The organism is Pseudomonas sp. Pseusp97, from assembly GCF_047304025.1.
Taxonomy (GTDB): domain Bacteria; phylum Pseudomonadota; class Gammaproteobacteria; order Pseudomonadales; family Pseudomonadaceae; genus Pseudomonas.
In genome coordinates this window covers 1-25,087 of sequence record NZ_JBGLYK010000066.1, presented here as the reverse complement: position 1 = coordinate 25,087, position 25,087 = coordinate 1, and the positions used below count along the sequence as shown (strand labels likewise).

At 65.1% G+C, this 25,087-nt stretch carries 20 protein-coding genes; 9 read left to right on the top strand and 11 right to left on the bottom strand.

Annotated features, from left to right (window positions below):
• The 3 genes from ACCC94_RS13660 to lpdA all read right to left on the bottom strand — a co-directional run.
• Positions 1-3,199 (bottom strand): PAS domain S-box protein (locus ACCC94_RS13660; RefSeq protein ID WP_413349999.1); only part of this gene is annotated, 3,199 nt, incomplete at its 3' end.
• A gap of 299 nt (positions 3,200-3,498) precedes the next feature.
• Positions 3,499-3,768 (bottom strand): hypothetical protein, encoded by a 270-nt coding sequence (locus ACCC94_RS13655; protein ID WP_259754254.1) that lies wholly within the window; start codon positions 3,766-3,768, stop codon positions 3,499-3,501.
• A 243-nt stretch (positions 3,769-4,011) separates the two neighbouring features.
• Complete coding sequence (lpdA, locus tag ACCC94_RS13650) at positions 4,012-5,412, bottom strand: dihydrolipoyl dehydrogenase (RefSeq protein ID WP_413349997.1); 1,401 nt, start codon at positions 5,410-5,412, stop codon at positions 4,012-4,014.
• A 209-nt stretch (positions 5,413-5,621) separates the two neighbouring features.
• Between lpdA and ACCC94_RS13645 the strand changes: the two genes are divergently transcribed.
• From ACCC94_RS13645 to ACCC94_RS13630, 4 genes are all read left to right on the top strand, one after another.
• A complete protein-coding gene (locus ACCC94_RS13645) occupies positions 5,622-6,743 on the top strand; it encodes a M14-type cytosolic carboxypeptidase (RefSeq protein ID WP_413349996.1) in 1,122 nt (373 codons plus the stop codon).
• Positions 6,744-7,010: 267 nt separating this feature from the next.
• Positions 7,011-7,166 carry a hypothetical protein gene (locus tag ACCC94_RS13640; protein WP_413349994.1) on the top strand — a complete coding sequence of 52 codons (156 nt, stop codon included), beginning with the start codon at positions 7,011-7,013 and terminating at the stop codon, positions 7,164-7,166.
• A gap of 338 nt (positions 7,167-7,504) precedes the next feature.
• Positions 7,505-7,897 (top strand): hypothetical protein, encoded by a 393-nt coding sequence (locus ACCC94_RS13635; protein ID WP_413349992.1) that lies wholly within the window; start codon positions 7,505-7,507, stop codon positions 7,895-7,897.
• A 133-nt stretch (positions 7,898-8,030) separates the two neighbouring features.
• Positions 8,031-8,483: a PaaI family thioesterase gene (locus ACCC94_RS13630; protein WP_413349990.1), complete on the top strand. Its 453-nt coding sequence runs from the start codon at positions 8,031-8,033 to the stop codon at positions 8,481-8,483.
• Positions 8,484-8,712: 229 nt separating this feature from the next.
• Here ACCC94_RS13630 and ACCC94_RS13625 read toward each other — a convergent pair whose 3' ends face one another.
• The 3 genes from ACCC94_RS13625 to ACCC94_RS13615 form a co-directional block, all read right to left on the bottom strand.
• On the bottom strand, positions 8,713-9,951 hold the full coding sequence (locus ACCC94_RS13625) for a tetratricopeptide repeat protein (protein WP_413349989.1): 1,239 nt from the start codon (positions 9,949-9,951) through the stop codon (positions 8,713-8,715).
• A gap of 237 nt (positions 9,952-10,188) precedes the next feature.
• The gene (locus ACCC94_RS13620; RefSeq protein ID WP_413349988.1) at positions 10,189-11,619 is read right to left on the bottom strand and encodes a patatin-like phospholipase family protein; all 1,431 of its coding nucleotides are present in this window, start codon (positions 11,617-11,619) and stop codon (positions 10,189-10,191) included.
• Between the two features lie 65 nt (positions 11,620-11,684).
• Entirely contained in the window at positions 11,685-13,199 is a 1,515-nt protein-coding gene (locus ACCC94_RS13615) for a wax ester/triacylglycerol synthase family O-acyltransferase (protein WP_413349987.1), read from the bottom strand.
• Positions 13,200-13,746: 547 nt separating this feature from the next.
• Here ACCC94_RS13615 and ACCC94_RS13610 point away from each other — a divergent pair.
• Positions 13,747-14,214 carry a hypothetical protein gene (locus ACCC94_RS13610; RefSeq protein ID WP_413349986.1) on the top strand — a complete coding sequence of 156 codons (468 nt, stop codon included), beginning with the start codon at positions 13,747-13,749 and terminating at the stop codon, positions 14,212-14,214.
• Between the two features lie 625 nt (positions 14,215-14,839).
• Here ACCC94_RS13610 and ACCC94_RS13605 read toward each other — a convergent pair.
• The 5 genes from ACCC94_RS13605 to pobA form a co-directional block, all read right to left on the bottom strand.
• Complete coding sequence (locus tag ACCC94_RS13605) at positions 14,840-15,688, bottom strand: hypothetical protein (RefSeq protein ID WP_413349985.1); 849 nt, start codon at positions 15,686-15,688, stop codon at positions 14,840-14,842.
• Between the two features lie 40 nt (positions 15,689-15,728).
• Positions 15,729-16,883 (bottom strand): catalase family protein, encoded by a 1,155-nt coding sequence (locus ACCC94_RS13600; RefSeq protein WP_413349984.1) that lies wholly within the window; start codon positions 16,881-16,883, stop codon positions 15,729-15,731.
• Positions 16,884-17,259: 376 nt separating this feature from the next.
• Positions 17,260-19,167, bottom strand: a complete 1,908-nt coding sequence (locus tag ACCC94_RS13595) for a di-heme-cytochrome C peroxidase (protein ID WP_413349982.1) — start codon at positions 19,165-19,167, stop codon at positions 17,260-17,262.
• Positions 19,168-19,440: 273 nt separating this feature from the next.
• Positions 19,441-19,677: a hypothetical protein gene (locus ACCC94_RS13590; protein WP_413349981.1), complete on the bottom strand. Its 237-nt coding sequence runs from the start codon at positions 19,675-19,677 to the stop codon at positions 19,441-19,443.
• A 688-nt stretch (positions 19,678-20,365) separates the two neighbouring features.
• Positions 20,366-21,550 (bottom strand): 4-hydroxybenzoate 3-monooxygenase, encoded by a 1,185-nt coding sequence (pobA, locus tag ACCC94_RS13585; RefSeq protein ID WP_413349979.1) that lies wholly within the window; start codon positions 21,548-21,550, stop codon positions 20,366-20,368.
• A gap of 117 nt (positions 21,551-21,667) precedes the next feature.
• Between pobA and ACCC94_RS13580 the strand changes: the two genes are divergently transcribed.
• The 4 genes from ACCC94_RS13580 to pcaG all read left to right on the top strand — a co-directional run bounded on the left by ACCC94_RS13580 (position 21,668) and on the right by pcaG (position 24,928).
• Positions 21,668-22,537: a helix-turn-helix domain-containing protein gene (locus ACCC94_RS13580; RefSeq protein ID WP_413350001.1), complete on the top strand. Its 870-nt coding sequence runs from the start codon at positions 21,668-21,670 to the stop codon at positions 22,535-22,537.
• Positions 22,538-22,543: 6 nt separating this feature from the next.
• Positions 22,544-23,473 (top strand): pca operon transcription factor PcaQ, encoded by a 930-nt coding sequence (gene pcaQ, locus ACCC94_RS13575; RefSeq protein WP_413349978.1) that lies wholly within the window; start codon positions 22,544-22,546, stop codon positions 23,471-23,473.
• A 117-nt stretch (positions 23,474-23,590) separates the two neighbouring features.
• Positions 23,591-24,310: a protocatechuate 3,4-dioxygenase subunit beta gene (pcaH, locus tag ACCC94_RS13570; RefSeq protein ID WP_413349976.1), complete on the top strand. Its 720-nt coding sequence runs from the start codon at positions 23,591-23,593 to the stop codon at positions 24,308-24,310.
• Between the two features lie 12 nt (positions 24,311-24,322).
• Entirely contained in the window at positions 24,323-24,928 is a 606-nt protein-coding gene (gene pcaG, locus ACCC94_RS13565) for a protocatechuate 3,4-dioxygenase subunit alpha (protein WP_413349975.1), read from the top strand.
• The last annotated feature ends 159 nt before the right edge of the window (positions 24,929-25,087 follow it).

Below are 25,087 nucleotides of genomic sequence, written 5' to 3'. Positions count from 1 at the left end.
GTCCGAGTACAAGGACAACGAGACCGGCCTGCACGTCATCCGCATGAGTCACTACGCGCACATCCTGGCGCGCGCCGGCGTCCCAGTCGAGGGTCGCCAGTGGTGTGGGAGCGGGGGCTTGCGGGCTGCGTACCGCCGTAGCGCCGCCGAGCAGGCGGGCCATTTCGTCCAGCAGGCCGGTGAGGTCCAGCGGCTTGCTGGCGAAGCCGTTCATGCCGGCGTCCAGGGCGTTCTGCCGGTCGCGGTCGAGCACGCTGGCGGTGAGCGCGATGATCGGCACGGCCGCCACGCCCCGTTCCTGCTCGATACGGCGGATGCGCCGGGTGGCTTCCAGGCCGTCCATGCCGGGCATCTGCACGTCCATCAGCAACAGGTCGAAATCCTGCGCGCTGTAGGCTTCCACGGCGGCCAGACCATCGCCGACGCTATGCGGGCGATGCCCCAGGCGGCGCAGGTTCAGCTCCAGCAGCTCGACGTTCTGCGGTACGTCGTCCGCCACCAGGATGCGCAGCGGCGGCAGGCTCGGCGCGTGGCTGCGGGTGGTCGGCTGCACGCTGCGGCCGGCCGGCAGCGGCAGGTCGACGGTGAACACGCTGCCCCGGCCGGCTTCGCTTTCCACGCTGATGTGTCCGCCCATCAACTCCACCAGCTGGCGCGAAATGGTGGTGCCCAGCCCGGTGCCGCCGAAACGCCGGCTCATCGAGGCGTCGGCCTGGGCGAAGGGGTCGAAGATGCGTTCCAGGCGGTCGGCGGCAATGCCGATGCCGGTGTCGCGGATGGCCAGGCGCAGCGCGCCCGGTTCGCCGCGGATGACCAGACGCACTTCGCCGCGTTCGGTGAACTTCACCGCATTGCCCAGCAGGTTGGTCAGCACCTGCTGCAGGCGCAGCGGGTCGCCGCGGAAGTACTCCCCGGCGCGCTGGCCGTAGTCGATCCGCAGGTCCAGGCCCTTGCGCTCGGCGGACAGCCGCAGCGCCGCACAGACCTGCTCGCACAGTTCCGGCAGGGAGAAATCGATGGCTTCCAGTTCGATGGCGCCGCGGTCCAGCTTGGCGGTGTCGAGGATGTCGTTGAGCAGGGCCAGCAGCGAGCGCGAGGCGTTCTGCACGGTGGTCAGGTAGCGCCGCTGGTTCTCTTCCAGCGGCGAATCCAGCAGCAGTTCGGTGAAGCCCATGATGGCATTCATCGGCGTGCGGATCTCGTGGCTCATGTTGGCCAGGAAGCTGCTGCGCGCCGCGGCGGCCTGTTCGGCGCGGTCGCGGGCGCTGCGCAATTCCTGCTCCATGACGCGGCGCGGGGTGAGGTCGGTGGCCAGTTTCACCACCTTCACCGGCCTGCCGTCGAAATCGAGGATCGGGTTGTAGGTGGCGTGGATCCACACCTCGCGCCCGTCCTTGGCCAGGCGGCGGAATTCGCCAGCGCTGTGCTCGCCTTCGCGCAGCCCCTGCCAGAACGCCCGGTACTCGGCACTGGCGGCGATGTCCGGCGGGCAGAACAGGCTGTGCGGCTGGCCCAGCACCTCGGCCTCGGTGTAGCCGAAGAGTTCGAGGATGTTCTCGTTGGCGGCCAGCACGCGGCCGTCCAGGTCGAACTCGATCAGCGCCATGGCGCGGCCGATGGCGGTCACCTTGCCTTCGTACTCGTTGCTCAGCAGCTTGGTTTCGGTCTGGTCGAGCAGCACGCCGTCGATCCATTGGGGCTTGCCGGACTCGTCGTAGCAGGCGCTGCCGCCTTCCCAGATCCAGCGTTCGCGGCCGCTGCGGTCGAACAGGCGGTACTCGACGACGTAGCTGCGCCCCTCGGCGATGGCGCGGCGGATTTCCTCGTTCACCGCTGCCTGGTCGTCAGGATGGTAGAGCCGGCCGAAGGTGATGCGCCGGTCGATGAAGTCCTGCGCCGACCAGCCGGTGACGTCTTCCACCGCATCGCTGATGAACAGGGTGCTCCAGGCGTCGTCGAGCAGGCAGCGGAAGGCCACGCCGGGCATGTTGCGGATCAGCGAGCGGTACTGTTCCTCGCGGGTGCGCAGGGCCTGCTCCATCTCGCGGCGTTCGCTGATGTCGGCGACGAACACGACGAACCAGGGCTTGCCGTCGTGGTCGGTGACGCCAAGGCTCACCCGCACCGGGAACTCGCGGCCATCGCGCGCCAGGCCTTCCAGCTCCAGTTCGGAGTTGTGGAATTGACGCTCGCCGCTGCGCTTGTAGTTTTCCAGCGCGACGCGGAACTGTTCGCCGTAGGCCTCGTTCATCAGCACCTGCATGGGCTGGCCGACCAACTCGTGCGGGGCCCAGCCGAACAGGCGCAGCACGGCGTGGTTGACCGAGCGGATCACGCCGCCGTGGTCGATGGTAAGGATGGCCTCGACGGCGGCGTCGAGCAGCGAATCCAGGTGCTTGCGCCGGCGCTGCAGCTCCTGGAACAGCTGGCGGTAGCGCAGCAGGCCGTTCACCGCGGCGACGCAGACGCTCAGGCTGACGGTGGCCATGGACACCGCCAGCGCCAGGTAGAAGCTGCCCTGCACGCCCTGCGGTACGCCGAACTCCTCCATGCCGACGAAGCGCGCTGCGGCCATGCCGGTGTAGTGCATGCCGGCGATCGCCAGGCCCATCACCACGCCGCTGACCAGGATCGTCAGGTTCGGCCGCATCCGCCCGCGCAGGCCGAAACGCACCCACAGCGCGACGACCGCCAGGACCACAGCGACGAGGATCGACAGGGCGAACATCCAGGGGTTGTAACGCAGCAGCGGGGCCATCTGCATGGCGGCCATGCCGCTGTAGTGCATGGCGCCGATGCCGGCGCCGACCAGTACGCCGCCGCCGACCAGCTGCAGGCGGTTGACGTTGCGCCGGGCCAGCAGGTTCAGGGCGATCCACGAGGCGAACAGGCTCGGCAGGCCGGAGAGCAGGGTGATCAGCGGGTCGTAACGCACCGCCGCGCAGAGCTGGAAGGACAGCATGCCGATGAAGTGCATCGCCCAGACCCCGCCGCCCAGCGCCACGGCGCCGGTGCCGATGGCCAACTGGCGGTAGTAAGGGCTGCGCGCCAACCGCGCCACCCCCGACAGCTGCAGGGCCATGGTCGAGGCGAAGATGGCGATGAGCACGGAGAGCAGCACCAGCATCGGGTTGTGCTCGCCGAAGACCAGCAGCGAAGGGGTGTCGCCACTGTAGAAATATCGCTGCAGATCGAGCATTGAACGAAGACCGTACTGCGTGCCGAAGGCCCGGTTGAAGACGAGACTGGGTAGTCCGTGCGAAGCAGAGCACAGGATGGGTGCAAATTGCCATCATTGTCGGTCGCAACGCCCGCGAACGTCCCATCGCAAGGCCGTCATCGGACGAATGGACTGGGCGTGTTCGAAAGCGAAGCTGGCGGGACCGATAACCTGCTATCGGCGTTCGGGGCGGGATATTGAGCGGTGGCCGACGGCTGGCGTCGGAAACGAAGAAGCCCGGCTCGGGGCCGGGCTTCTTCGCGGTAGCTGTCTGCGGATCAGGCGGGCATGTGCCATTCCTGCAGACGGTAGCCTTCGCGGTTCAGCTCGTCGCGGGCCTGGTTCAGCAGGCCTTCGAGCTGTTCCGGGTCGGAGTAGGCGGAGCTGGGAATGCGGGTGAGGCCCAGCAGGCGGGTACCGGTACGATCGAGGACGGACAGGTCGAGGCTGCCGTCGCCCCCCTGGTCAACCCAGGTCACGCAGTGGAAGGGTTGGAAGGCTCGTCCGGTGATCAGCAGAGCCTCGTTGAAACGAAGAGTCGCATGCATGGTTGTGATCTCTCTGCGGTAGTCCATTGCGAAGTGGCGAAAGCGGTTCATCCACTTTCGTGTTCGTTCACGCAATTGATGGTTTCAGAGTCGAAGAAAGTCACAGCCGATGTCGCGTTTGTACACAAAGTAGTCGCAAATTAATCCGAGTTAAACGCTGTAGGCCCCGTCAGCCGTGGCCTGCAGCGCTGCGGCAGGTGCGCTGTCGCGCCGCACCTGCCGCTCGTCGGAAGAGACGGGCGGTCAGGCCTGCATGGCCCAGCCGTCCACGTTCATCGCCGCCTGGCGCAGCGCCTCGGAACGGGTCGGGTGCGGGTGGCAGGTGCGCGCGACGTCCTCGGCGGCGCCGCGGAACTCCATCGCCACGCAATATTCCGCGATCATGTCGCCGACGTTTGGGCCGATCATGTGTACGCCAAGGATCTCGTCGCTGCGCTCGTCCGCCAGCACCTTAACGAAGCCTTCGGTCTCGTGGTTGATCTTCGCCCGGCTGTTGGCGGTGAAGGGGAACTTGCCCACCTTGTAGGCGCGCCCTTCGGCCTTGAGCTGCTCCTCGGTCCTGCCCACTGTGGCGACTTCCGGGTGGGTGTAGATCACGCTGGGGATCACGTCGTAGTTCACTTCCCCGGCCTTGCCGGCGATCAGCTCGACGCAGGCGATGGCCTCGTCTTCGGCCTTGTGCGCCAGCATCGGGCCGGAAGTGACGTCGCCGATCACCCAGATGCCCGGCACGCTGCTGCGGTGTTCGTGGTTTTCCAGCATGCCGCGCTTGTCGGTCGTCAGGCCCACGCTTTCCAGCCCGAGGCCCTGGGTATAGGGGCGGCGGCCGATGGCAAGCAGGACGTAATCGGCCTCGATCGACTCCGCCGCACCGCCGGCGGCCGGCTCCACGCTGAGGGTCACCTGCTTGCCGCTGACCTTGGCCTGGGTGACCTTGGAGCCCAGCTTGAAGCTCATGCCCTGCTTGGTCAGGGTGCGCTGGAAGGTCTTGGCGGTTTCCAGGTCCATGCCCGGGCAGATGCGGTCGAGGTATTCGATGACCGTGACTTCCGCGCCCAGGCGGCGCCACACCGAGCCCAGCTCCAGGCCGATGACGCCAGCGCCGATCACTACCAGGTGCCTGGGCACTTCGGGAATGGACAGCGCACCGGTGGAATCGAGGATGCGCTGGTTGTCGACTTCGACGCCCGGCAGCGGGGAGGGCTCCGAACCGGTGGCGATGATGATGTCCTTGGCGGTCAGCGTGCTCTTGCTGCCGTCAGCAGCCGTTACCTCGACCTTGCCCGGCCCGTCGATGCGGCCCCAGCCCTTCACCCAGTCCACCTTGTTCTTGCGGAACAGGAACTCCACGCCCTTGGTCAGCGCGGTCACGCTCTCGGCCTTCTGCTTCATCATCTGCGCCAGGTCCAGCTTGGGCTTGACCTGGATGCCGAGGTTGGCGAACTCGCCGCCGGCGGCCGCCTCATACAGCTCAGAGGCATGCAGCAGCGCCTTGGACGGCATGCAGCCGACGTTCAGGCAGGTGCCGCCGAGGGTCTCGCGGCCCTCCACGCAGGCGACTTTCAGGCCCAGCTGGCCCGCGCGAATCGCGGCGTTGTAGCCGCCGGGGCCGCCGCCAATGACGATCAGATCGTAAGCGCTCATGCAGTGTTCTCCGCAGTAGGAAAAGGGGTGAGTCGAGGTTAGTCCGTGCCCGCCGGATCACCAGCGCAGGGCCTGGGAATAGCGTTACCTGCTTTATATTACGAACATAATATGTGCAGCTGCGCAAGTCGCGCGGACATGACAGGAGCGGCGGGGAGGGCGAAAATGCGGGCTTTGGCGCCTCAGGTTGGTGCGTCTATGGAGAATTCATGAAGATCGACTGCGATTTCGACAGCGGCAACATCCAGGTCGTCGACGACAGCGACCCGCGTCACGCGCGCCTGGCGCTGCGCCCGGATACCAAAAGCCCGCACTTCCAATGGTTCCACTTCAAGGCCGAGAGCCTGGAGCCCGGCCAGCAGTACCAGTTCAGCCTGACCAATACCCCCGGCTCCAGCTACACCGGCGGCTGGCCCGGCTACAACGCCGTAGCCTCCTTTGATCAGCGCGACTGGTTCCGCGTGCCCAGCACCTATGACTCCAACGGGCTGCACTTCGGTCTCACCGCCGAGCAACCCCAGGCCTGGTTCGCCTATTTCGAGCCCTATAGCCGCGAGCGCCACGCCGAGCTGGTCAAGCGCGCCCTGGCCAACGGCGCTGAGCTGCTCGCCACCGGCTACAGCCTGGAGAATCGCGCCTTGCCGCTGCTGCGCATCGGCAAGGGCGCATCCGGTGCGCGCAAGATCTGGCTGATCGCCCAGCAGCACCCCGGCGAGCACATGGCCGAGTGGTTCATGGAAGGCCTGATCGACCGCCTGCAGTCCGGCGACGCCGACATCCAGCGCCTGCTGGAACGCGCCGACTTCTACCTGGTGCCGAACATGAACCCCGACGGCGCCTTCCACGGCCACCTGCGCACCAACGCCGCCGGCAAGGACCTCAACCGCGCCTGGGCGGCGCCCAGCGCCGAGGAGAGCCCGGAAGTGCTGTTCGTCCAGGAGCAGATGGCCCAGTACGGCGTGGACCTGTTCCTCGACGTGCACGGCGACGAGGAAATCCCCTTCGTGTTCGCTGCTGGCTGCGAAGGCAACCCGGAATTCACGCCGCGCCTTGAGCGCCTGGAAAGCCTGTTCCGCGAGCGCCTGGAAGCCAATGGCGAATTCCAGAGCGTGCACGGCTATCCGAAGGACGCGCCCGGCCAGGCCAACCTGACTCTGGCTTGCAACCATGTCGGCCGCACCTACGACTGCCTGTCGCTGACCCTGGAGATGCCGTTCAAGGACCACAACCTGGCGCCCAACGCGCGCACCGGGTGGAGCGGGGCGCGCTCCAAGGCGCTGGCGGGGGCGGTGTTGGTGACGGTGGCGAGCCTGATCGACGAACTGCGCTGATTCACAGGGTGCCCAACCGGTCTCGGTTGGACGCCGCGTGCTTTTTTGTAGGAGCGAGCTTGCTCGCGAACGAGTTGCCCGGCAGCGCCAATCTTGGGGCTTTTCGCGAGCAAGCTCGCTCCTACAGGTTTTCCTCCTTGCTGCTTTCGCTTGGCTTTCCCATATCCGCCGTCCGGACCACTGGGTCAATCCGCCCCTCCTGGGCGTTGAATCTTCCCCAGCCCGTGCTACTCCAATTAATGAGGCATCAGCACGCAGGAGGTGCGTATGACTCGACATCGCAAGCTGTTGACCCCGCAGGTCATCGAAGACCTGCAGGAACGCATGGACGCCCTGGAAGAACTGGACTTCAGAGAGCGCCGGGAAGTGCGCAAGAACCGCTCGGGCGAACACAGGCCCCGCATCTTCGCTGGCGCGGCCTGAGCAAGCGGGCCACAGTGCCCAACCTCGCTGGCGCTGGCGCCGGCCAATGAGACACGGCAAGGTCGATTCGGCACTTCGCCGGATCGGCCTTGCGTGACGTGAATGACGCGGTAATCCACTTCGTCGGACAGTCGCCGATAAATCGCGCTGTCGCTTCGCTTCCTTCAGAGCTTTCCACGCCGAAAGCGGCATGCCAGAGCGGCTCGCTTCTGTAACGTCGGGCACACCCTGTAGCCGGCGTCTTACAAAAATCCCCCTGTAAATTTGAACTGCTTCACATAAAATCGGGTCTTCCGTTAGCGCATTTCGCTCTACCCGCAGCAGTCAGAAGTAGCCCCATGGAAAACCACAGCACCCCCCTGGGTCCGGTCCCTGCTCACCTGGTCCGCGAAGCCGTGGCCAAGAAGACCGGACTGGGCTGGGTGGTCGAGTTCAACGTCGCCACCTGGCTCAACCTGGCCGTGCGCGACGACACCGCCATCGCTCTCAAGGTCAGTTACCTGGATGGCGAAAAGCCCCGGGAAGTCATCGTCGACAAAGGCAACATCCTCGGCGCCCAGCGCATCCTGCTGTGCGGCATCGCCCGGCTGGGTGTGAACCAGAAGCTGGAAGCCATGAGCCTGTCGCTGGAAACGCGCACCCCCATCCAGTCGCTGCTGGTCGAGGAACTCTTCGTCCAGGCCGTCGAGCGCCAGACGGAAAAGAAGCACGGCACCCGCAAGTCCCGCTGACTACCGATCAGGCAGCCTGAGCGCCGCCATCGGCGGGCATTCCCGCTGTGCATGAAGCTACATCGGGCTTGCGAAGCGCCGGCTGGAGCGGGGAACATCGCCGGGCCCCATACGAAGCTTCCGGAAAAGCCGCATGTCCCTCGATATCGAACAGCTCAAGCTCTACACCGTCCACCGTGGCATCGCCATTCCCATGCTCGACTTCCTGCAATTCCGCCACGCCCCGGCGGAGGACGGGAATGGCCCGGGCCGCCTGGTGGTTCGCGTCGAGCCGCAGCATGTGAACGGCTGGGCCAATGCCCATGGCGGGCTGATCATGACCCTGCTCGACGTCGCCATGGCCCTGAGCGCCAGCGATGCCGACGAGGCCTATCGAGGGGTAGTGACGGTAGAGATGAAGACCAGTTTCCTGCGCCCCGGCGGCGAGGTGGGCGAAGTGCTCGAAGCCTACGGCAGGGTCCAGCACCACACCCGTTCCATCGCCTTCTGCGAAGGCGAGCTGCGCAACAGCCAGGGCGTGGTCGTTGCAACCGCGTCCGGCACCTTCAAATACGTCAACAAGCCGCGCCCGCTGGCTGACGCCTGAGCGCACTGCCTGGCGGTGTGACTGTTTGCGTCGCTCCCCTGGCCGTGCGTTCCGCTCCGAAGGGAGAGGGGGACCGGGCCGGTGCAAGTTGAAACGGTTGTATCAGGCGGCACGGAAGGCGCCCTCTCCCTTCGGAGCGGGGCGCGTAGCCAGGGCGGGGGAGAGGGCTGAGCCGCGGAGAAAATTTCCCAGATGGAAGCACACCCCGGTGCGCGGTCAGTGCTCCCGCTCATTTCGCCAGGCTACGCACTGTACAGCTGCCCTCCGCAATGGCATCACAGAGGAAGAACGGCATCCATTCCTCCCAATGCCCCTTGGCAACCGGTGATTCATAACGGCACAACAGGTTGCCCTCGACATCGAACAATCCCCAGGGCTGGAGTTCGCCGTCCTTCAGTTTGCTCTGCACCTTGATGCCCTGGTAACTGGCATTGCAGCCCACATGGAAGGCATCCATCGGCCAGCGCACCGGCTCGTGCGGCGGGAAGGGCTGCGCCTCGAGGAAGCCGAACAGGTCGTCATGGTTGAGCAGGCTCTGACGGATGGTCGGCCACAGGCTGCGGCGCAGGAAGTACTGGTCGGCGAAGCGCTGGTGCGCGTCTTCCTCTTTCAGGTACTGGGCGATCAGCTCGCGGATGCCCGGCAGGTTCGGGTTGTGACAGCCGGCCCACATGCCCGCCAGCAGCAACTCGGTATGGCTGAAGTAGTCGCGCATGTGGTGATACCAGCAGCCGCTCTGCAGCCAGGCTTCGACTGCCGCGCGGTCGCGCTCGGAGAGCAGCGAGTCGGCGTCGCGTACCTGGAAGCGCAAGACCTCGCGGTCCTCCATCACCAGGAAGCGCCACATGGTCGCGGGGATGGCCCTGCGCGTCGCTTCATCCACCAGCACGACCTGCGCACCAGCCTCCTTCAATCGAGCCAGCACCGCTGGCGGCACCGAATCATCCACGTAGAAGCGGCAGCGCCATTGCGGGAACAACTCGCGCGCGGCCTCCACGCTTTTCAGCGCGCTCTCGCAGTAGCGCGGGCGCGCGCCGAACAGCGAAAAGACGATCAGGTTGCGCTCGGGATTGGTCCCATCGAATGCCGCTGGCGGCGCGTCGGGTAGCGGGTAGGCGGGGAACTGGCTGTACTTGCGGTCCGCCACGCTCAGCGACAGGTTGCCGTAGCGGCGCACCAGGTCCTCGCGCTTCAGCCAGCCACAGACCTCGGTCAGCCCGTCCAGCGCGGTGCCCGGCATGTTCTCTTTGCCCAGCATCTTGAGCAATTTCAGATAGGTCTTGTAGGACTGTTCGTAGTCCTTGGTCCGCATCAGGCACAGGGCATAGTCCGCCAGCAGCGTGGGATGGTTCGGCGCCATCTTCAGGGCCTCGCGCGCGGTATCGCGGCCCTGTCGGTAGTTCCCCCTGGCCAGGGCCGCGCGGAAGGCGGCGGCCAGCTTGTTCAACTTCTTCTCGATTGGGGACATGCAAGGCTCTCCAGGGCGGGACGGCGGCGGAAGTTCTGCACGAGATGAGCAGTTGGCGCGCGCCGATGACATGGAGCGCAAGGCTAGGGAGCCGGAAGAGTGAGCTCTATCGGAAAATTCCTGCGCGTAGCGGCGATAATTACGAAGTCTTGCCGCGCGGAATCGCGGTACGACCGGAGCCGCGCAACGTCCTTCCCCGTGGGGCAAGCAGTAGGTCCCGAAAGTCCGCAGCGAGACTCAGACGGCCCATCCACGCTTGCTCAGGATGTTGTCCAGGGTACGGCTGATGGCGGTACAGCTGCGCACCATCTCCATGCGCTCCCAGGTGGACACTTCACCCTCATGCACCAGTAGTTTCATCTCGGCCAGCGGCAGCGGTCGGAGCAGTTTCAGCGGGCTGTGCCAGCGTTTGCCGAGGAAGATATTGATATCGGCCGTGTAGTCCTGGACCAGCGTGGAATAGCTCAGGTGCTGCAGGCGGGCCAGCGTGCGGTTGCGCAGGCGCAGGTGGTCGCGACCAAAGCGCAGCGCCTGGGTGGCGACACCCTTGCCCAGGCGAATCTGTTGTTCGAGCACGTACTGGATCAGGTTGCGCCGTGCGTTCGGATTGGGTGTCAGGATCAGCGCAGCGGGGTTGGCCATGCTGGAAATGAAATGGTTGACGCCATACAGGCGCCCCAGGCGTTTGCTGGGCAGGTCATCGGAAAATGAACCATCGATCCACTGCTGTTCCGGGAGGTAAGCAACCTTCTGCCCGCTGGCATTCTTCGCCTGCAGGGTGGCCGGAGGGAAAATGCCGGCGATGCTGCAGGAAGCCATGACTGCCGAGCGGACCAGCACGTTGGGCGCGGTGATGGCATTCAGCAGGCGAGGCGCCTGGCGGGGTTCCAGACCCGTGACGGTGATGTTCAGGTGCCGGCCGCTGATGGCCAGGGATTCTGCAAAGGTCAGATCGGGAACGAGGCGTTCCACGTAGCGCAGCAGCGTCGCGGCGTCGACGATCTGCATCCAGCCATGGCCCCGTTTCCTGCCGTTGGGCAGCATCGCCAGCCATTCCGGGTCCAGCTTCTGCGCCAGTTCTTCGTCGCCGTGGGTGCAGACGATGGCGGCAATCAGCGAGCCGGCGCTCGATCCGGAAATGATCGCAGGCAGCAGGCCTTCGTTGAGCAGCGCCATGAGGACCCCCACATGGAAGTACCCCAGCATCGCCGCGCCGCTGAGCATCAGCGCCGTGCGGCCGAAGCAGTGGCTGGCGCGGAGGAAGAAATCCTTGCGTTCGGCCAGCGGAATCACCTTGTCGTCCAGCTGGTCGAGCGCTTCCAGCGATTGGCAGACCTCCTCGATGTATTCATGAATCAGGTACTTGGTGCCCATCTGCGCATGGCTGTACAACGCCGCCCGCCCCATGCCGGCGAGGTTGCCGTGGATGCCTTCGTTGAGCGCGAACATCAGGTTCGCGTAGGAGCCTGCGGTACGCATGCCGCGCAGGCGTTCGAAGCGCTGGCGCACCGTGCGGTAGTCGTACTCGCTGGAGACTTCGTTGCGCCGCCAGTCCTCCATGCCGCTCTCATGGTCGTGTTCGACGGCCAGCCGGGCCCATTCCGCATAGGAACCGGCCTGCGCCATCCTCTTCTGCAGCCGGCTGGTCGTGGCTCTGTGCCAAAGCATGTGCGTCTCTCCGTGAATCGGAACAATCGACAGAGCGCGGCATCCATGCCCTGCGCCCGTGGGTTTCAGGACGGATCGGTGGCGGTGGCGTCTGCCGCCGCCTTGCGCCGGCGCGCGGGTTGGGGTTCGCCGGGGGCCTGTGCCGCGGGAGCTACCCGCGCAGCGTTCTGCTGGGCCAGGGCCAGGTACTCGTCGGTGGATTGCCGCAGGCAGTCCATGTAGACGTCGATGTCCGGCATCACCTCGCGGTCGCAGTTCACCCCCAGCATCATCTGGTCGTACAGGCTGGTCAGGCCGTGGCAGATGCCGATGTCGTCCATCACCGGAATGATCGGGTAGAGCGCCTGGATCTCGGCCCCGGCGAAGTATTTGCGTTCGTTGCCCGCCGGGCCCGGCACGTTGGTGATGACCATGTTGCACAGATGGCGGTTGCCCACGTAGCGCAGCTGCTTGGATAGCCAGCCGCCGAGCATCCGCACGGGGGCGGGCAGCATGTCGCCGACCGAGAGCAGCAGATCGTTGATCTGCTCGCGGGCCAGGTGCGTGCCCGATTGCGTGCGCTCATGGACGATCTCCAGACGCTCCTGCGCGTCGTCGATGTCGGTGCCGACCCCGATCAGCATCGCGGAGATGAAGTTGCCCTGGTTGCGATTGCCCTGTTCGGTGGCGATTGCCACCGGGCACAGCGAAACCAGCGATTGCCCGTGCGGCAGCACATCGCGACGTTCCAGGTAACGGCGCAGGGCGCCGCCGATGATCGCCACGATGACGTCATTGAGCGTGGCGCCCTGGACGCAACGGCGTACCTGCTTGAGCTCGCCGATCTTCCAGACCAGCGCGCCGAAGGTGCGGTGCGGGGAAACCTGCACGTTGAAGATGCTGCCTGGCACGCCATCGTGGGCGGGGATGGCATCGGCGTGGCGTTGCGAGAACAATTGCAGGCCCCGGTGGGCGACGCGCAGGCTGGCGCGCATGCTGCGCAGGGGTTGCATCGCAAGGCGCGGGATAGTCCGGGTCCACAGCTGGGTGCGGCTGGGTAGCCGCTCGTTGGAGAGCGGATGCTGATTGGCCTCTTCGAACTCCGGCTGATCGGTCATCAGCATGCTGTTGACCTGGATGCCCGCCATGCCGTCGATGTAGGAATGATGGAAGCGCAGCAGCAGGGCAAAACTCCCGGCCGGGACGCCTTCCACATTATCCAGGCCCTCGATGACGATGATCTCCCAGGGCGCCCGCTCCATGTCCAGCGTCCGCGACATCGCCCGTGCAGCGAAGATGCACAGCTGGCGCCAATCACCCGGCTGCGGCAGGCCCACGTGGCGGATGTGGTACTCCAGGTCGAAGCTCTTGTCTTCCACCCAGTACGGGTCGTCGAGGCGGAAGGGCGCGTGCTGCAGGCGGCGGCGGAACAGCGACGTATTGTGCAGGCGGCTGTTGATGAAGCGGATGATGTCCTTGTGCCGGACCAGGCCATTGGGTGCGCTGCGCTGGTCACAGATCCACAGGCTGCCGACGACCATCGGCTGGTGCGGTGCGTCGAAGTAGAAAAAGTGCGCGTCCATCGGGGTGAGCTGTTTCATCGCAAGCGTCCTCCAGGGGCGGCTGGCCGGGCGATCGTCATGGGAAGTTGCCCGGTGCCGTTCAGCGAAAGGCAATCGAAGGAGGGCTGCGCCGGCGCCTTGCAGGAGCGACCTCGGAATGGCGGGCCCGTCCACCGACAGGAAGAGCCATGGTCCGGAGCTCTCTCACACCCTGCATCCCCCCGTAACGAGTGGGGACTGCCGGCGTAACGCGAGGAACTTGGGTGGAACCGCTCTGGGCTGGTGTTCTGCACGGGAGCGGGGTGCGAAGGTGGTATCTTTCCCTTGGGTCTTACTGATTTTCCTCCACGATCTTCAGCGGCTTCCAAGGCGGCACCTCCTGAGCTCCTGCAGGATGCACCGAACATGGAGTACCTGTACGAGCCAACGGGCTATCGGAATGCTGGCGGAAGCGTCGGCCGCCTTATCCGTCCCACGTCCGCGTGATCAGCCCTCGATGCCCTGGCAGAATGCATGACCGCCGCGCAGCGCCCCTGCGCAAGGGCGCCGTCGCCGTGCCAACCCCAACCCAGGTCGGATACCCGCCATGAGCCTAGAACCCTCGACTCTGCTGTGGAGCGCACCGCTGGTGATGCTGCTCGGCGGCTACCTGCTGATCCGTTGCATCGGCGGACTGCGCCGGGTAATCGCCCCCGACCTGTGCTACCGCTGGGCCGACCCCGCCCGCGCGGAAGTAGTGGCGCTGCCGCAGCCGGGGCGCTACGTGGTCAACATCGTCTTCCCGCCCTTCACCGTCGTCACCGGTACCGCGCATTTCGACGCCGATTTCGCCGTCACCGCCTGTGCCAGCGGCCAGCCCGTTCGCTACGAGGCGTACAGCCGCTTCAACGTCTTCACCGTGCGCCGCAGCGACATGGGCGGCAACTCCAGCAATCCCCTGGGCGAGTTCCACTGCAACGAACCCGGCGACTACCGGATCACCTGCCTGACCCCGCACCCCATCCGCCTCGGCTTCCTGCTGGAAGTGACGCCCTACGTCTCGCCGTCCCGCTGATCCTCGGCACGCTGCTCGCGTCCTTCATGACGATCGGCGGGCTGATAATGACGTTGCTCAAGCTGGGTGGGGAGCTCTGACGCCACGGCGCCGTGACGTACAAGTAGGATGGGTGGAGCGCAGCGATACCCATGCTGTCGGCGCGCGGGAATTGATGGGTATCGCTGCGCTCCACGCCATCCTACGAACGGCATTTCCCGGTAAACCTGTAGCGCGTATAACCGCTCGCGATCGTGCGCGCCATGCGTTGTACTCAACGTTCATGCCGAAGTGGCGCTCAGGTTCAAGGCATATTGAGCAAAGGGTCAGTGAAAATCGCACAGACGGAAGCTGATGTGGGCAAGAAGATAGGCATCCACCTCGGCCAATGAGGCGAGAGCGACTTGCCGGGCTTCTGCGCCCTCCAGCGACAAGATCAGGGCATTATTTCTAGCCCGCCCAGCACGTGCGGCAGATCGCCGAAGCCCACACACAGGTCGTCCTGCCACTCCAGTACCCGTACGCACTGCCGTTCGAATTGCAGCAGGCTGCGGAAAGGCTCGGAGTACCTTGGGGATGATGATTGGTGATCAGAGAAAATAGATTGAAAAATGGCGGGATATTCCCTGCCAAAATTTCCAATTAATTACTTCAGCAACTCCGCCATCGTCCGCTCCTTCCCGCCTAACTCTTTATAGGCCTTCCACGATACCTTCATATCGTCCTGGCACCGGACAATGCGCAGGCCGGCTTCGTGGCGGAGGCTGAGGTTGCGGACGCCTGAGACCTTCGCGACGCGGTCGTCTTCGGCGATATCGGCTTTGGCGTCGTCGATTTCCTCCTGACAGGCCAGGATGGCGTTGCGCAGGACTTCGGCGCGGCCTTCGTCGGAGTTGTCGTAGGCTTGTTGATCCGCCTGCAATTGGGCGTTGCGAGCCTCAAGTTCGGCCTGACGTTTCAGTTCGGCGTTGATCTGCGGAGCGTTGGCGTCGTTGCGGTACAGGAAGCTGGCGGCCACTTCGTCGCCGGGGCGATGGATGTTCATCGGCACCGAGGCGTTAGTCCAGAGCGTGCCAATGAATCGCTCGAATTCTTTCTTTTCCGGGCTGGTGCTGAGGGTGGAATAGCCCGTGGCGGTGAAGTACTTGTAACCGTGCTGAGTGGTTTGCGTGGTCAGCACCAGCACGTTGCCGATCTGGGCGTGGGCGATGCGTTCTTCATAGGTAAGTTTTTCATTCATGACGCCGAAGGGCAGACGCTTGGCTGGCGGGCCGATGAGCTTGCCGTCGACAACGCAGTTGATCGCCACTTGCGGCAATTGCTCTTCACAGACCTTGAGAGCCTTGGCGGGGTGCAGAACCACGACGTAATCCTGCGCGCTCATCTCCAGGTTGTGGGCGTCCAGTCCTTCCTGAAACTGACGCATTTCTTCCTGGGTGCAGCCAGTGCCTGCCACTGCGATAAGCAGGGCGAGGAGGGTATTGCGATACTTCATGATCGTCCTTGTTTCTCCGGGTGTTGGTTCGAGTGTCGGGTCATTCCCCACCCCCCCCATTCCTCTGATGGCGATAAACACTTACCGCCTCGTAAACCGCCTTGCGCAGCCGGTTGATGCCCCCGATCGGCCGATGCTCGGGGAGGGCATGCCATGGGTTGTAGGAAATGTTGTCGCAGGCGAGGTTCTGCTCGCGGCTGTCGAAGTCCTGGGGCGGGATGCTGACGGTGGCGACGGTCTGGAACGGGGAGTCCTTCTCGCTCCATTCGACGCTGGTGTCTTCGATGGGCATGTACTTGCTCGGGTCCTGTTTCTGCACTTGCAGGGCGAAGCAGGCGGGGACGCGGTCGACCGAGAGTTGCTGGTACATGGCGGTACGCAGGAAGTTGGGCAGTTTTTCGTTGAGCTTGGGCAACTGGTAGGCCGGGCAGCCTTCGCTCAGCGGGATGACGCGGTACTTGATGTTGTTTTCCTCGCCCAGCTTGTAGGGCGCGATGCCGTTGTAGCCGGCTTGCAGGGGGCTGTCCGGGGCGGGTGCGAGGGTTTGCAGGGCGATGATCAGGTGGCGGATTTCCCAGGTGCTGGGCTTCCAGCTGGGGAAGAACGCGGCGACTTTCTGGCCGCTGGCCTGGGCGGCGAAGTTCTGCCGGTATTCGGCGACGTCGCGGACGAAGAACACTGGGTGGTTGAACATGACGAAGTCCTGCTCGGTGTCGTGGCCCTTGCCGGGCATCAGCTTGGCGCCGGGCACGTCGAGCAGCTTGATGGCCATGCCGCGAGCGTCGCGGGCGCTGTCGAACTGCGGGTAGGCATTGCCGTTGGAGAAGCGGACCATGGCTTCCCATTTGTGGCCGGGTTCGGCGAATACGCCCTGGCGCAGGCCGGGGGCGAGGTCGCTGGCAACCGTGACATCGGCCTTCACGCAGCCGTGGGCCTTGGCATGGGCGTCACGCAGGATGCGGGTGTTGTCGCGGTGCTGTTCGACGATGCGCACGGCGTCTTCGATGATGGCCTGGGTGAGCTGGGCTTCGCCCGGCGGGATTTCTTCCTGGGCGGAGACGGGACCGGAGAATTTCCACGCGTAGTAGAGGCTGCCGATGCCCCAGCCGAGCAGGCCGATGGCGGCCACGGCGAGCAGCAGACGGCCGAGCCATTTGCCGAGGAAGAGCCAGATTCGGGTAAGCAGGGAGCGCATGGCACGGGGTCCTTTCGTGTTTTTTATGGAGGGGATCCCAGGAGCTTCCCTCTCCCTGACCCTCTCGCTTCTTGGGAGAGGGGACTGCTTGGCGGATCGGTGGGGAATGGTGCTGGGCGTTGCCCTCTCCCCAACCCTCTCCCTTAAGGGAGAGGGGGCTGGTTCGGTGTTCCGGTGGTGATTCGGAGCGGGGTTGGCCCTCGCCCTAGCCCTCTCCCTGAAGGGAGAGGGGACTGGTCCGGTGTGTCGATGGTGCTGCGGTGTTTCGGTGTGGCTGTTGTAGGAGCGAGCTTGCTCGCGAACGGGCTATCCGTCGGCGCTGGAGTTAGGCGGGTTCGCGAGCAAGCTCGCTCCTACGAAGAGCGATCCGGCGCGTTTACTCGCACTTCGGTCCCGGCGTCCACGGCGGGGTAGGGACGTTCCGGTCGAGGCGGTTTTCGTAGTCGGGGTTGCCCAGGACCTTCAGGTATTCCACCAGCGCCCAGCGTTCTTCCGGTGACAGGGCGCGGCCGATGACGCCGTCCTGGCGGCAGCCGTCGCGGAATTCGTGGCCGCCGTTGCTGTTGCCGGTGACGCTGGTCTTGTAGAGGAAGCCGCCGGGGAAGCGCTCGGTGCGGTAGCCGGCGTATTTCGGGTCGTACTCGAAGCTGCCGACCCAAAACTGGCTGTCGCGCTCGGCCACCGGGGAGAGCATCTGGAACAGGTTGGGCACCGAGCCGTTGTGCAGGAAGGGCGGCGTGGCCCAGATGCCGTCCAGCGGGCGGGCCTTGTAGGCGCGCAATTCGCGCACGCCGATGTCGAGGCCGTAGCCGTTCATTTCCTTCTGCTGCTCGGGGCTGATGTGGGCGTCGCGGTAGGCGCGCTGTTCGACGTACGCGGTGACGAAGGCCAGGCCCTTGGCGGCGGAGATCTTCGACAGGTCCAGCGGCTCCTCGCTCTTGGGGTAGAGCCGGACGTTCATGTTCTTCAGTTCTTCGAGGCTCCACTTCAGCGAGCGCACGTCGAAGGTGTGGTCGGCGATGTTGTCGGCGGTGGTCGGGTCGGTGCCGATTTCCTTGGTCGACACCATCTTCATCGCCCACTCGGGGACGCGCTCCGGGGCAATGGTGTCGGCGGCGCCGAGGGCCTTGATGTGCGGGCCGTGGCAGTAGACGCAGTTGGCCTGGAACAGCGCGCGGCCCTGGGAGGCTTTCTTCAGGTCGATGTCGCCGAAGACTTCCTTGGGCCAGGTCGGCGGCTTGAGTTGCTTGAGGGTTTCCTCGAGGCTGTAGAGATCGCGCAGGCGCACGCTGGAGGCGTAGCGCTCATCGCCCATCACCGGTTTGCCGTCGCTCTCGAACATCCGCAGCGTGGCGCCGACGCCGAGGGCTTCGCCAATGTTGCGCGCCATGGGCTGCATGGCCGAGCCGTTCCACTGCACCCAGTCGAATTTCCAGATGTCCCACACCTGCGGGTAGTTCACCGGGGCGTTGGCGACGCGGTAGTTGGAGGCGTCGATGCCATCGCCGAACACGCTGTTGGCGATGCGCCCGAAGGCGTCGGCGCGGCCGGGGCCTTCCAGGGTCGGGTAGAGGCCGCGGTGGGTGTCGTTCCAGGCGGTGGAAACGAGGGTGCCGAGCACGTTGCGCACGTCGCGCCTGAGCGCGGCCTTGCCCTTGGGATAGCGGTCGCCCAGCACGCCCTTGGCGAAGCGGTCGAACTTCCACGGCACGTAGTAGGTGGAGGCCAGGCTGGCCCCCAGTGCCTGGCCGAACGCGCCGCCGCGCAGGGTGGGCACGGTGGAGGCGATGGAGTGCATGGCCGCGCCGCCGTCGATGCGCACGGCGGTGCCTTTATAACGCAGCTCGCCGGTGTGGCAGGCGGAGCAGGTGATGTCGAGGTACCAGGCGCCGGTCTCTCCGTCCTGGTGGCGGGCGAAGCCGACAGGCAGGTTGCCGGGGTTCTTGGCAGTAGCCGCCAGGGTGTCGTCGGCGTCGCGGCCGATCTGCTCGGGCTCGATGAGGAAGCCGAAGCGCGCGAGGTTTTCGGGGCTGGCGAACTTGTCCCTGGAGAAGGGTTGCTCGAGGTGGGTGAACCAGTCGTAGCGCAGGCCTTTTACCTGGGTGCCCTGGGGCGTGTAGTAGTAGGTCTCGCGATCCTTCGGGCTCCACTGGTCGAGGTGGACCATCTTCTCCGGCTTGGAATATTCGGGAAGATTGGGATGCGCGGTGTACCAGGCGATGACGCCGCCGACGAGCAGGAGCAGCAGAAGGACTGCAAGTAGGACGCGTCCGAGAATGCGCATCGAAACTTCCTTGTTTGGTGTGCGAAAAAGAATCGGACGTTTATGCCAAGTACGCGACGGCTTGGCAAGGCGATGCCGTACGGAATTCAGGGTTTTTATGGCGTATTACGGGGCTGGGGCGGGATGTTTGCGGTTTCGGGGGGAGTAAGGGTGCAGCAGCGGCATGGGTATCGCTTCGCTCCACACCATCCTACGACCTGCCATCTGCCACCCCGGAGCTCTCCGTAGGATGGCGTGGAGCGAAGCGATACCCATCGTCTGTCAGGTGAATGCCTAGGACGCGGGGCGAAGTTCCAGCAGCAGGCTCAGGCAGATCGCCGCGCCGATCAGCAGGCCGACCACGCTGACGATGATCAGCGGCCAGCGCAGGCTGGGGCTGTCGTCTTCTTCATCGGGAAGGCGTGCGCGGATGGCTTGCCAGAGCTCGTCCGGTGGCGGCAGTTCCGGGCAGGGTTCGTCGCTGGGCGGCGGGGAAGGGTGGCCGGCGAGCTGGTAGAGCAGGGCGATCATCCAGTCCAGCGCGGCGATTCGCGTGGGGTGGTAGCGGTCGGCATCCGTCCAGATGTGCAGGAAGGTGTCGACCAGCAGGGCGTCCGCTTCTGACGGATCAGTCTTCAGCTTCAGCGCCAGTGGGTAGAGGCGCGAGGCCGTGTTGCGGTACAGCGTGGCGAAGGCGCGCGCGTCGCCGTCGCCGGCTTCGGCGAGCAGGTAGCTGAGGAAGTTCGCTTCGTCCGGGTCGATGGTCGCCTCCAGCGGTGTCGCGGCGAGCGGCGGGGTTGGAGCAGTAAGGATAGTTGGTGGGGCTTTTCGTAGGAGCGAGCTTGCTCGCGAAGGGATTTCGCCGGTAACTCCGTTGCCAGGCGGTTCGCGAGCAAGCTCGCTCCTACAGGTCGTGCTTCGGAGTTGGGGCTTCTGTAGGAGCGGAGCTTCTCCGCGAAATCCGGCGTGGCCGGGCGCCTTGCGCGATAACAGGGTCGTAGGGCGGGAAGGACGGAGGTTGGTTCGGAGAGTTCACGTATGGGCGGTTCGCGAGCAAGCTCGCTTCGGAGCTAGGGGCTTTTTGTAGGAGCGGAGCTTCTCCGCGAAATCCCGGCGTAGCCGGGACCGTTGTCGCTTGCACCGGCCTGTCGGCCGGATCGCGGAGAAGCTCCGCTCCTACGAGATCAAGAGCCTCTCACCCTGTCCTGCCAGCGGGACGTCAGGTCACTTCCTCGAATGGCAACCCGACGTAGTTCTCGGCGATGGTCGTGCGGCCGGCCTCGGAGCCGAGGAAGTAGTCCAGCTCGGTCTCCAGCATGCGCCGGGTGAAGGCGTCGCTGTCGGGGAACTGGTGCAGCATTGAGGTCATCCACCAGGAGAAGCGTTCGGCCTTCCAGATGCGCCTTAGAGCTATCGGCGAATACTGTTCCAGCAGGTCGGTGCGGCCGTCGCCGTAGACCTTCACCAGGATGCGGTGCAGCGCGTCGACGTCGCTGGCGGCGAGGTTCAGGCCTTTGGCGCCGGTGGGTGGGACGATGTGTCCGGCGTCTCCAACCAGGAACAGCCGGCCGTATTGCAGTGGCTCGACGACGAAGCTGCGCAGCGGGGCAATGCTCTTCTCCAGGGACGGACCGGTGATCAGCTGGCGTGCGGCGTCCTCTGGAATGCGGCGCTTGAGTTCTTCCCAGAAGCGCTCGTCGGACCAGTCCTCGACTTTTTCATCCAGCCCCACCTGCAGGTAGTAGCGGCTGCGGGTGGCGCTGCGCTGGCTGCACAGGCTGAAGCCACGTTCGCTGCTGGCGTAGATGAGTTCGTGGTTGACTGGCGGGGTATCGCTGAGCAGCCCAAGCCAGCCGAACGGGTAGACGCGCTCGAAGACGCTCAGGCGCTCGGCGGGAATGCTGCGCCGGGCGATGCCGTGGAAGCCGTCGCAGCCGGCGATGTAATCGCAGTCCAGGCGCACGCGTTCGCCCTGGTGAGTGAAAGTGACGTAGGGCTTTTCGCTGGTGACATCATGCAGCTCCACGTCGGCCGCTTCGTACACGCTCATCGCGCCGCTGGCCGCGCGGGCCTGCATCAGGTCGCGGGTGACTTCGGTCTGGCCGTAGACCATTACCTGCTTGCCGCCGGTAAGAGCCTTGAGGTCGATACGTTCGCGGCGGCCATTGAATACCAGTTCGAAGCCGTCATGCAGCAGGCCTTCGGCGTCCATCCGCGCGCCTGCTCCGGCTTCGCGCAGCAGGTCGGCGCAACCTTGTTCGAGCACGCCGGCGCGGATGCGGCTGAGCACGTAGTCAGGTGTCTGGCGTTCGAGGATCACGGTGTCGATGCCAGCCTTGTGCAGCAGCTGGCCAAGCAGGAGTCCGGCAGGACCGGCGCCGATGATGGCAACTTGAGTCTTCATGAAATGGCTCCTTGGAGAGCGCTGTTGTTTTTGTCTCCTGCATTTTTTGTGGATGGGATCGGCCTTTGAAGGTAATTTCCAACAGTCTTCTTGGACTTTTCATGGATGTGGGCGGTGATCGAACAGCGTGCTGACACACCGGTCCCGGTGTTCCGCCTGTATGGCGAGACGACGGCCTGGCCGACTCCTGACCTGATCCACTGCGAATCCATCGCCTCGCGCAGCCGGCTGCACGATTGGGAAATCCGCCCCCATCGCCATGGCGACCTGGTGCAGCTGCTGTATGTGCAAGCCGGCGCGGCGGAGCTGGAAGTTGAGGGGCGGGTGACGCCGGTGCGCGAGGCTTCGCTGCAGGTCACGCCGGCGCTGGCGGTGCATGGTTTCCGCTTCGCCGAGGACGTGCAGGGCTGGGTGCTGAGCATGGGGTTGCCGTTGGCGGAACAGCTCGGCGGTCTGCTGCAAAGCTCGGTGCTGGAGCAACCGGCCTGCTTCACCGTAGGGGAGGACATGCATCAGCTCGATGGGCTGTTCGAGTCCATCGACCGCGAATACGCGCAGCAGGCGCCGGGCCGCGACCTGATGCTGCAGTCGCTGCTCAACATGCTGCTGGTGTGGCTCACCCGCCGGGCACTGGAGCAGGCGCGCGCGCAGGCGAGCCAGCAGGATCGCGGCGTCGAACATGTGCATGCGTTTTCCCGCCTGCTGGAGCAGGATTTCCGCGAACACCGGCCCATCGAGCATTACGCGGCGGCGCTGGGCATCAGTGCCGCGCACCTCAATGCGCTGTGCCGGCGCTTGGCCGGGCAGTCGGCGCTGCAGATGATCCACCAGCGCCTGCTGCTGGAGGCCAAGCGCAACCTGGTGTACACAGCCATGACCATCCAGCAGGTGTCGGACAGCCTGGGCTTCTCCGAACCGGCCTACTTCTCCCGATTCTTCAAGCGCTACGCCGGGGTTTCGCCCCGCGCGTTCCGCGAACCGCGTTGAGCCGTCATGAATATCGATTCGCGTATCAAGTTCCGCCATCTGGTGTGTTTCCTCGAAGTGGCCCGCCAGGGCAGCCTGGCCCGCGCGGCGGATGCCCTGGCGGTGAGCCAGCCGGCCATCTCGAAGACGCTCAGGGAACTGGAGGACCTGCTCGAAGCCAGCCTGTTCGAACGTGGCAAGAGCGGCGCCAGCCTGACCGAGGCGGGCGTGGCCTTCCTGCGATACGCCGGCCCGTGCGTGCAGGCGCTGCGTGATGGGGTGAACAGTCTGCGCGGCGGCGAGTACGCCTCCAGTACGGTGCGCCTGGGCGTGCTTTCCACGGTGGAAAGCCTGCTGATGCCTGAGACGGTGCGGCGCCTGCACGAGCGGCACCCGGCGCTGGTGGTCAGTGTGGTCACTGGGCCGAGCGCGCACCTGCTCTCGCAACTGCGCGTGGGCGAACTGGACCTGGTGGTCGGGCGCATGACCGAAAGCCCGCAGATACAGGGTCTGGCCTTCGAGCACCTGTACAGCGAATCCATGACCCTGGTGGCTCGCGCCGGCCATCCGCTGCTGGGACGGCCTCTGCCGCCCTCGGCGCTGGACGACTGGCCGCTGGTACTACCGTTGGCCGGCACCACCATCCGCAAGTCCGCCGACAGCCTGCTGGTGCAGAGCGGCCTCGGCCAGCCGCGCCAGCGGTTGGAAACCCTGTCCACCGTGCTCGCCCGCCGTTATGTATTGACCAGCGACGCGCTGTGGATCGCCCCGCTGGATTCGGTACGTCTGGACCTGCGCTCCGGGGATATGCTGGAGCTGCCGCTGGATGTGCAGGAGCCGGGCGGTTCAGTAGGCGTCTGCAGTAACTCGACGTTGCCTCTTTCGCTGGGCGCGCACTGGTGTCTGGACGTCCTGCGCGAGGTAGGAGAGGCTTACCGCGAAGGGACTTATCCATAACCATTTGGTTATGGGTTGGCGGCATCTTTTCAGTTTTCGGCGTCTGGCTTGCGGGCGACACTCCGCCGCACTGCCTGATGCAACAGGCTCCGATAAATCCAACAAGAGGAGACCGACATGTCCGACGCGGAAAACAGCCGCTTCGTCATTCGTGACCGAAACTGGCACCCCAAAGCCCTCACGCCCGACTACAAGACCTCCATAACCCGCTCGCCGCGCCAGGCGCTGGTGAGCATTCCGCAATCGGTCTCCGAAACCAGCGGCCCGGACTTCTCGCACCTGAAGCTGGGCGAACATGACAACGACCTGCTGCTCAACTTCAACAACGGCGGCCTGCCGATCGGCGAGCGCATCCTGATTTCCGGTCGGGTGATGGACCAGTACGGCAAACCCGTGCCGCACACCCTGGTGGAGATGTGGCAGGCCAACGCCGGCGGCCGCTACCGCCACAAGAACGATCGCTACCTCGCGCCGCTGGACCCGAACTTCGGCGGCGTCGGCCGCGCGCTGACCGACAGCGAAGGGCGCTACATCTTCCGCACCATCAAGCCCGGCCCTTACCCTTGGGGCAACGGTCCGAATGACTGGCGCCCGGCGCATGTGCACTTCTCCATCAGCGGCCCGTCGATTTCCACGCGCCTGATCACCCAGCTGTACTTCGAGGGTGACCCGCTGATCCCGATGTGCCCCATCGTCAAGTCGATTGCCCACCCGGACGCGGTGCAAACCCTGATCGCGAAGCTGGACATGAGCAACGCCAATCCCATGGATTGCCTGGCCTACCGCTTCGACATCGTGCTGCGCGGCCAGCGCAAGACCCATTTCGAGAACAAGTGAGGAGGATCGACCATGCCCATTGAACTGCTGCCGGAAACCCCCTCGCAGACCGCCGGCCCCTACGTGCACATCGGCCTGGCGCTGGCCGCTGCCGGCAACCCCGCCCGCGACCAGGAAATCTGGAGCGAGATGGCCAAGCCTGGTGCGCCGGGCGAACACATCCTGCTGATAGGCCACGTGTACGACGGCAATGGCCACCTGATCCGCGATTCGTTCCTGGAGCTGTGGCAGGCGAATCACGAAGGGGTGTATGACGCTGCCTATGACCTGGAAAAGCCCTTCAACGGCTTCGGGCGCACGGCTACGACCTTCGACGCTGGCGAATGGCGGGTGCAGACCATCAAGCCCGGTGTGGTGAAGAACGCCGCCGGTATACCCATGGCGCCGCACGTCAACGTCTCGCTGTTTGCCCGTGGCATCAACATTCATCTGCAGACCCGCCTGTACTTCGAAGACGAGGCGCAGGCCAACGCCGTGGACCCGGTGCTCAACCGGATCGAGCAGCCCGAACGTCGGCAAACGCTGATTGCAGAGCGTTGCGAGGTGGACGGGAGGCTCGCTTACCGGTTTGATATCCGCGTCCAGGGCAATGCGGAAACGGTGTTCTTTGACTTCTGATACACGACTACATGAGACATCCGCCGAACCGGTCGCCGACCGTGTCCGGCGGCACTTCGCGGCCCCCCGCGGCCAGCGCGGGGAGCGGGCGGGCGCGGGGCCGGGGGAGGGGGGGGGGGCCCCTTGTTACAGGGGGGGCGCATTTCAAACCCGGCGGCC

Bases quoted from the DNA above. Each gene is read 5' to 3' on its own strand.
- pobA (WP_413349979.1), bottom strand. From the start codon at position 21,550: ATGAAGACTCAAGTTGCCATCATCGGCGCCGGTCCTGCCGGACTCCTG.
- ACCC94_RS13615 (WP_413349987.1), bottom strand. From the start codon at position 13,199: ATGAAACAGCTCACCCCGATGGACGCGCACTTTTTCTACTTCGACGCA.
- ACCC94_RS13620 (WP_413349988.1), bottom strand. From the start codon at position 11,619: ATGCTTTGGCACAGAGCCACGACCAGCCGGCTGCAGAAGAGGATGGCG.
- lpdA (WP_413349997.1), bottom strand. From the start codon at position 5,412: ATGAGCGCTTACGATCTGATCGTCATTGGCGGCGGCCCCGGCGGCTAC.
- ACCC94_RS13625 (WP_413349989.1), bottom strand. From the start codon at position 9,951: ATGTCCCCAATCGAGAAGAAGTTGAACAAGCTGGCCGCCGCCTTCCGC.
- ACCC94_RS13655 (WP_259754254.1), bottom strand. From the start codon at position 3,768: ATGCATGCGACTCTTCGTTTCAACGAGGCTCTGCTGATCACCGGACGA.
- ACCC94_RS13600 (WP_413349984.1), bottom strand. From the start codon at position 16,883: ATGCGCTCCCTGCTTACCCGAATCTGGCTCTTCCTCGGCAAATGGCTC.
- ACCC94_RS13635 (WP_413349992.1), top strand. From the start codon at position 7,505: ATGGAAAACCACAGCACCCCCCTGGGTCCGGTCCCTGCTCACCTGGTC.
- ACCC94_RS13610 (WP_413349986.1), top strand. From the start codon at position 13,747: ATGAGCCTAGAACCCTCGACTCTGCTGTGGAGCGCACCGCTGGTGATG.
- pcaG (WP_413349975.1), top strand. From the start codon at position 24,323: ATGCCCATTGAACTGCTGCCGGAAACCCCCTCGCAGACCGCCGGCCCC.
- ACCC94_RS13640 (WP_413349994.1), top strand. From the start codon at position 7,011: ATGACTCGACATCGCAAGCTGTTGACCCCGCAGGTCATCGAAGACCTG.
- pcaQ (WP_413349978.1), top strand. From the start codon at position 22,544: ATGAATATCGATTCGCGTATCAAGTTCCGCCATCTGGTGTGTTTCCTC.
- ACCC94_RS13645 (WP_413349996.1), top strand. From the start codon at position 5,622: ATGAAGATCGACTGCGATTTCGACAGCGGCAACATCCAGGTCGTCGAC.
- ACCC94_RS13605 (WP_413349985.1), bottom strand. From the start codon at position 15,688: ATGAAGTATCGCAATACCCTCCTCGCCCTGCTTATCGCAGTGGCAGGC.
- ACCC94_RS13630 (WP_413349990.1), top strand. From the start codon at position 8,031: ATGTCCCTCGATATCGAACAGCTCAAGCTCTACACCGTCCACCGTGGC.
- ACCC94_RS13595 (WP_413349982.1), bottom strand. From the start codon at position 19,167: ATGCGCATTCTCGGACGCGTCCTACTTGCAGTCCTTCTGCTGCTCCTG.
- pcaH (WP_413349976.1), top strand. From the start codon at position 23,591: ATGTCCGACGCGGAAAACAGCCGCTTCGTCATTCGTGACCGAAACTGG.
- ACCC94_RS13590 (WP_413349981.1), bottom strand. From the start codon at position 19,677: ATGATCGCCCTGCTCTACCAGCTCGCCGGCCACCCTTCCCCGCCGCCC.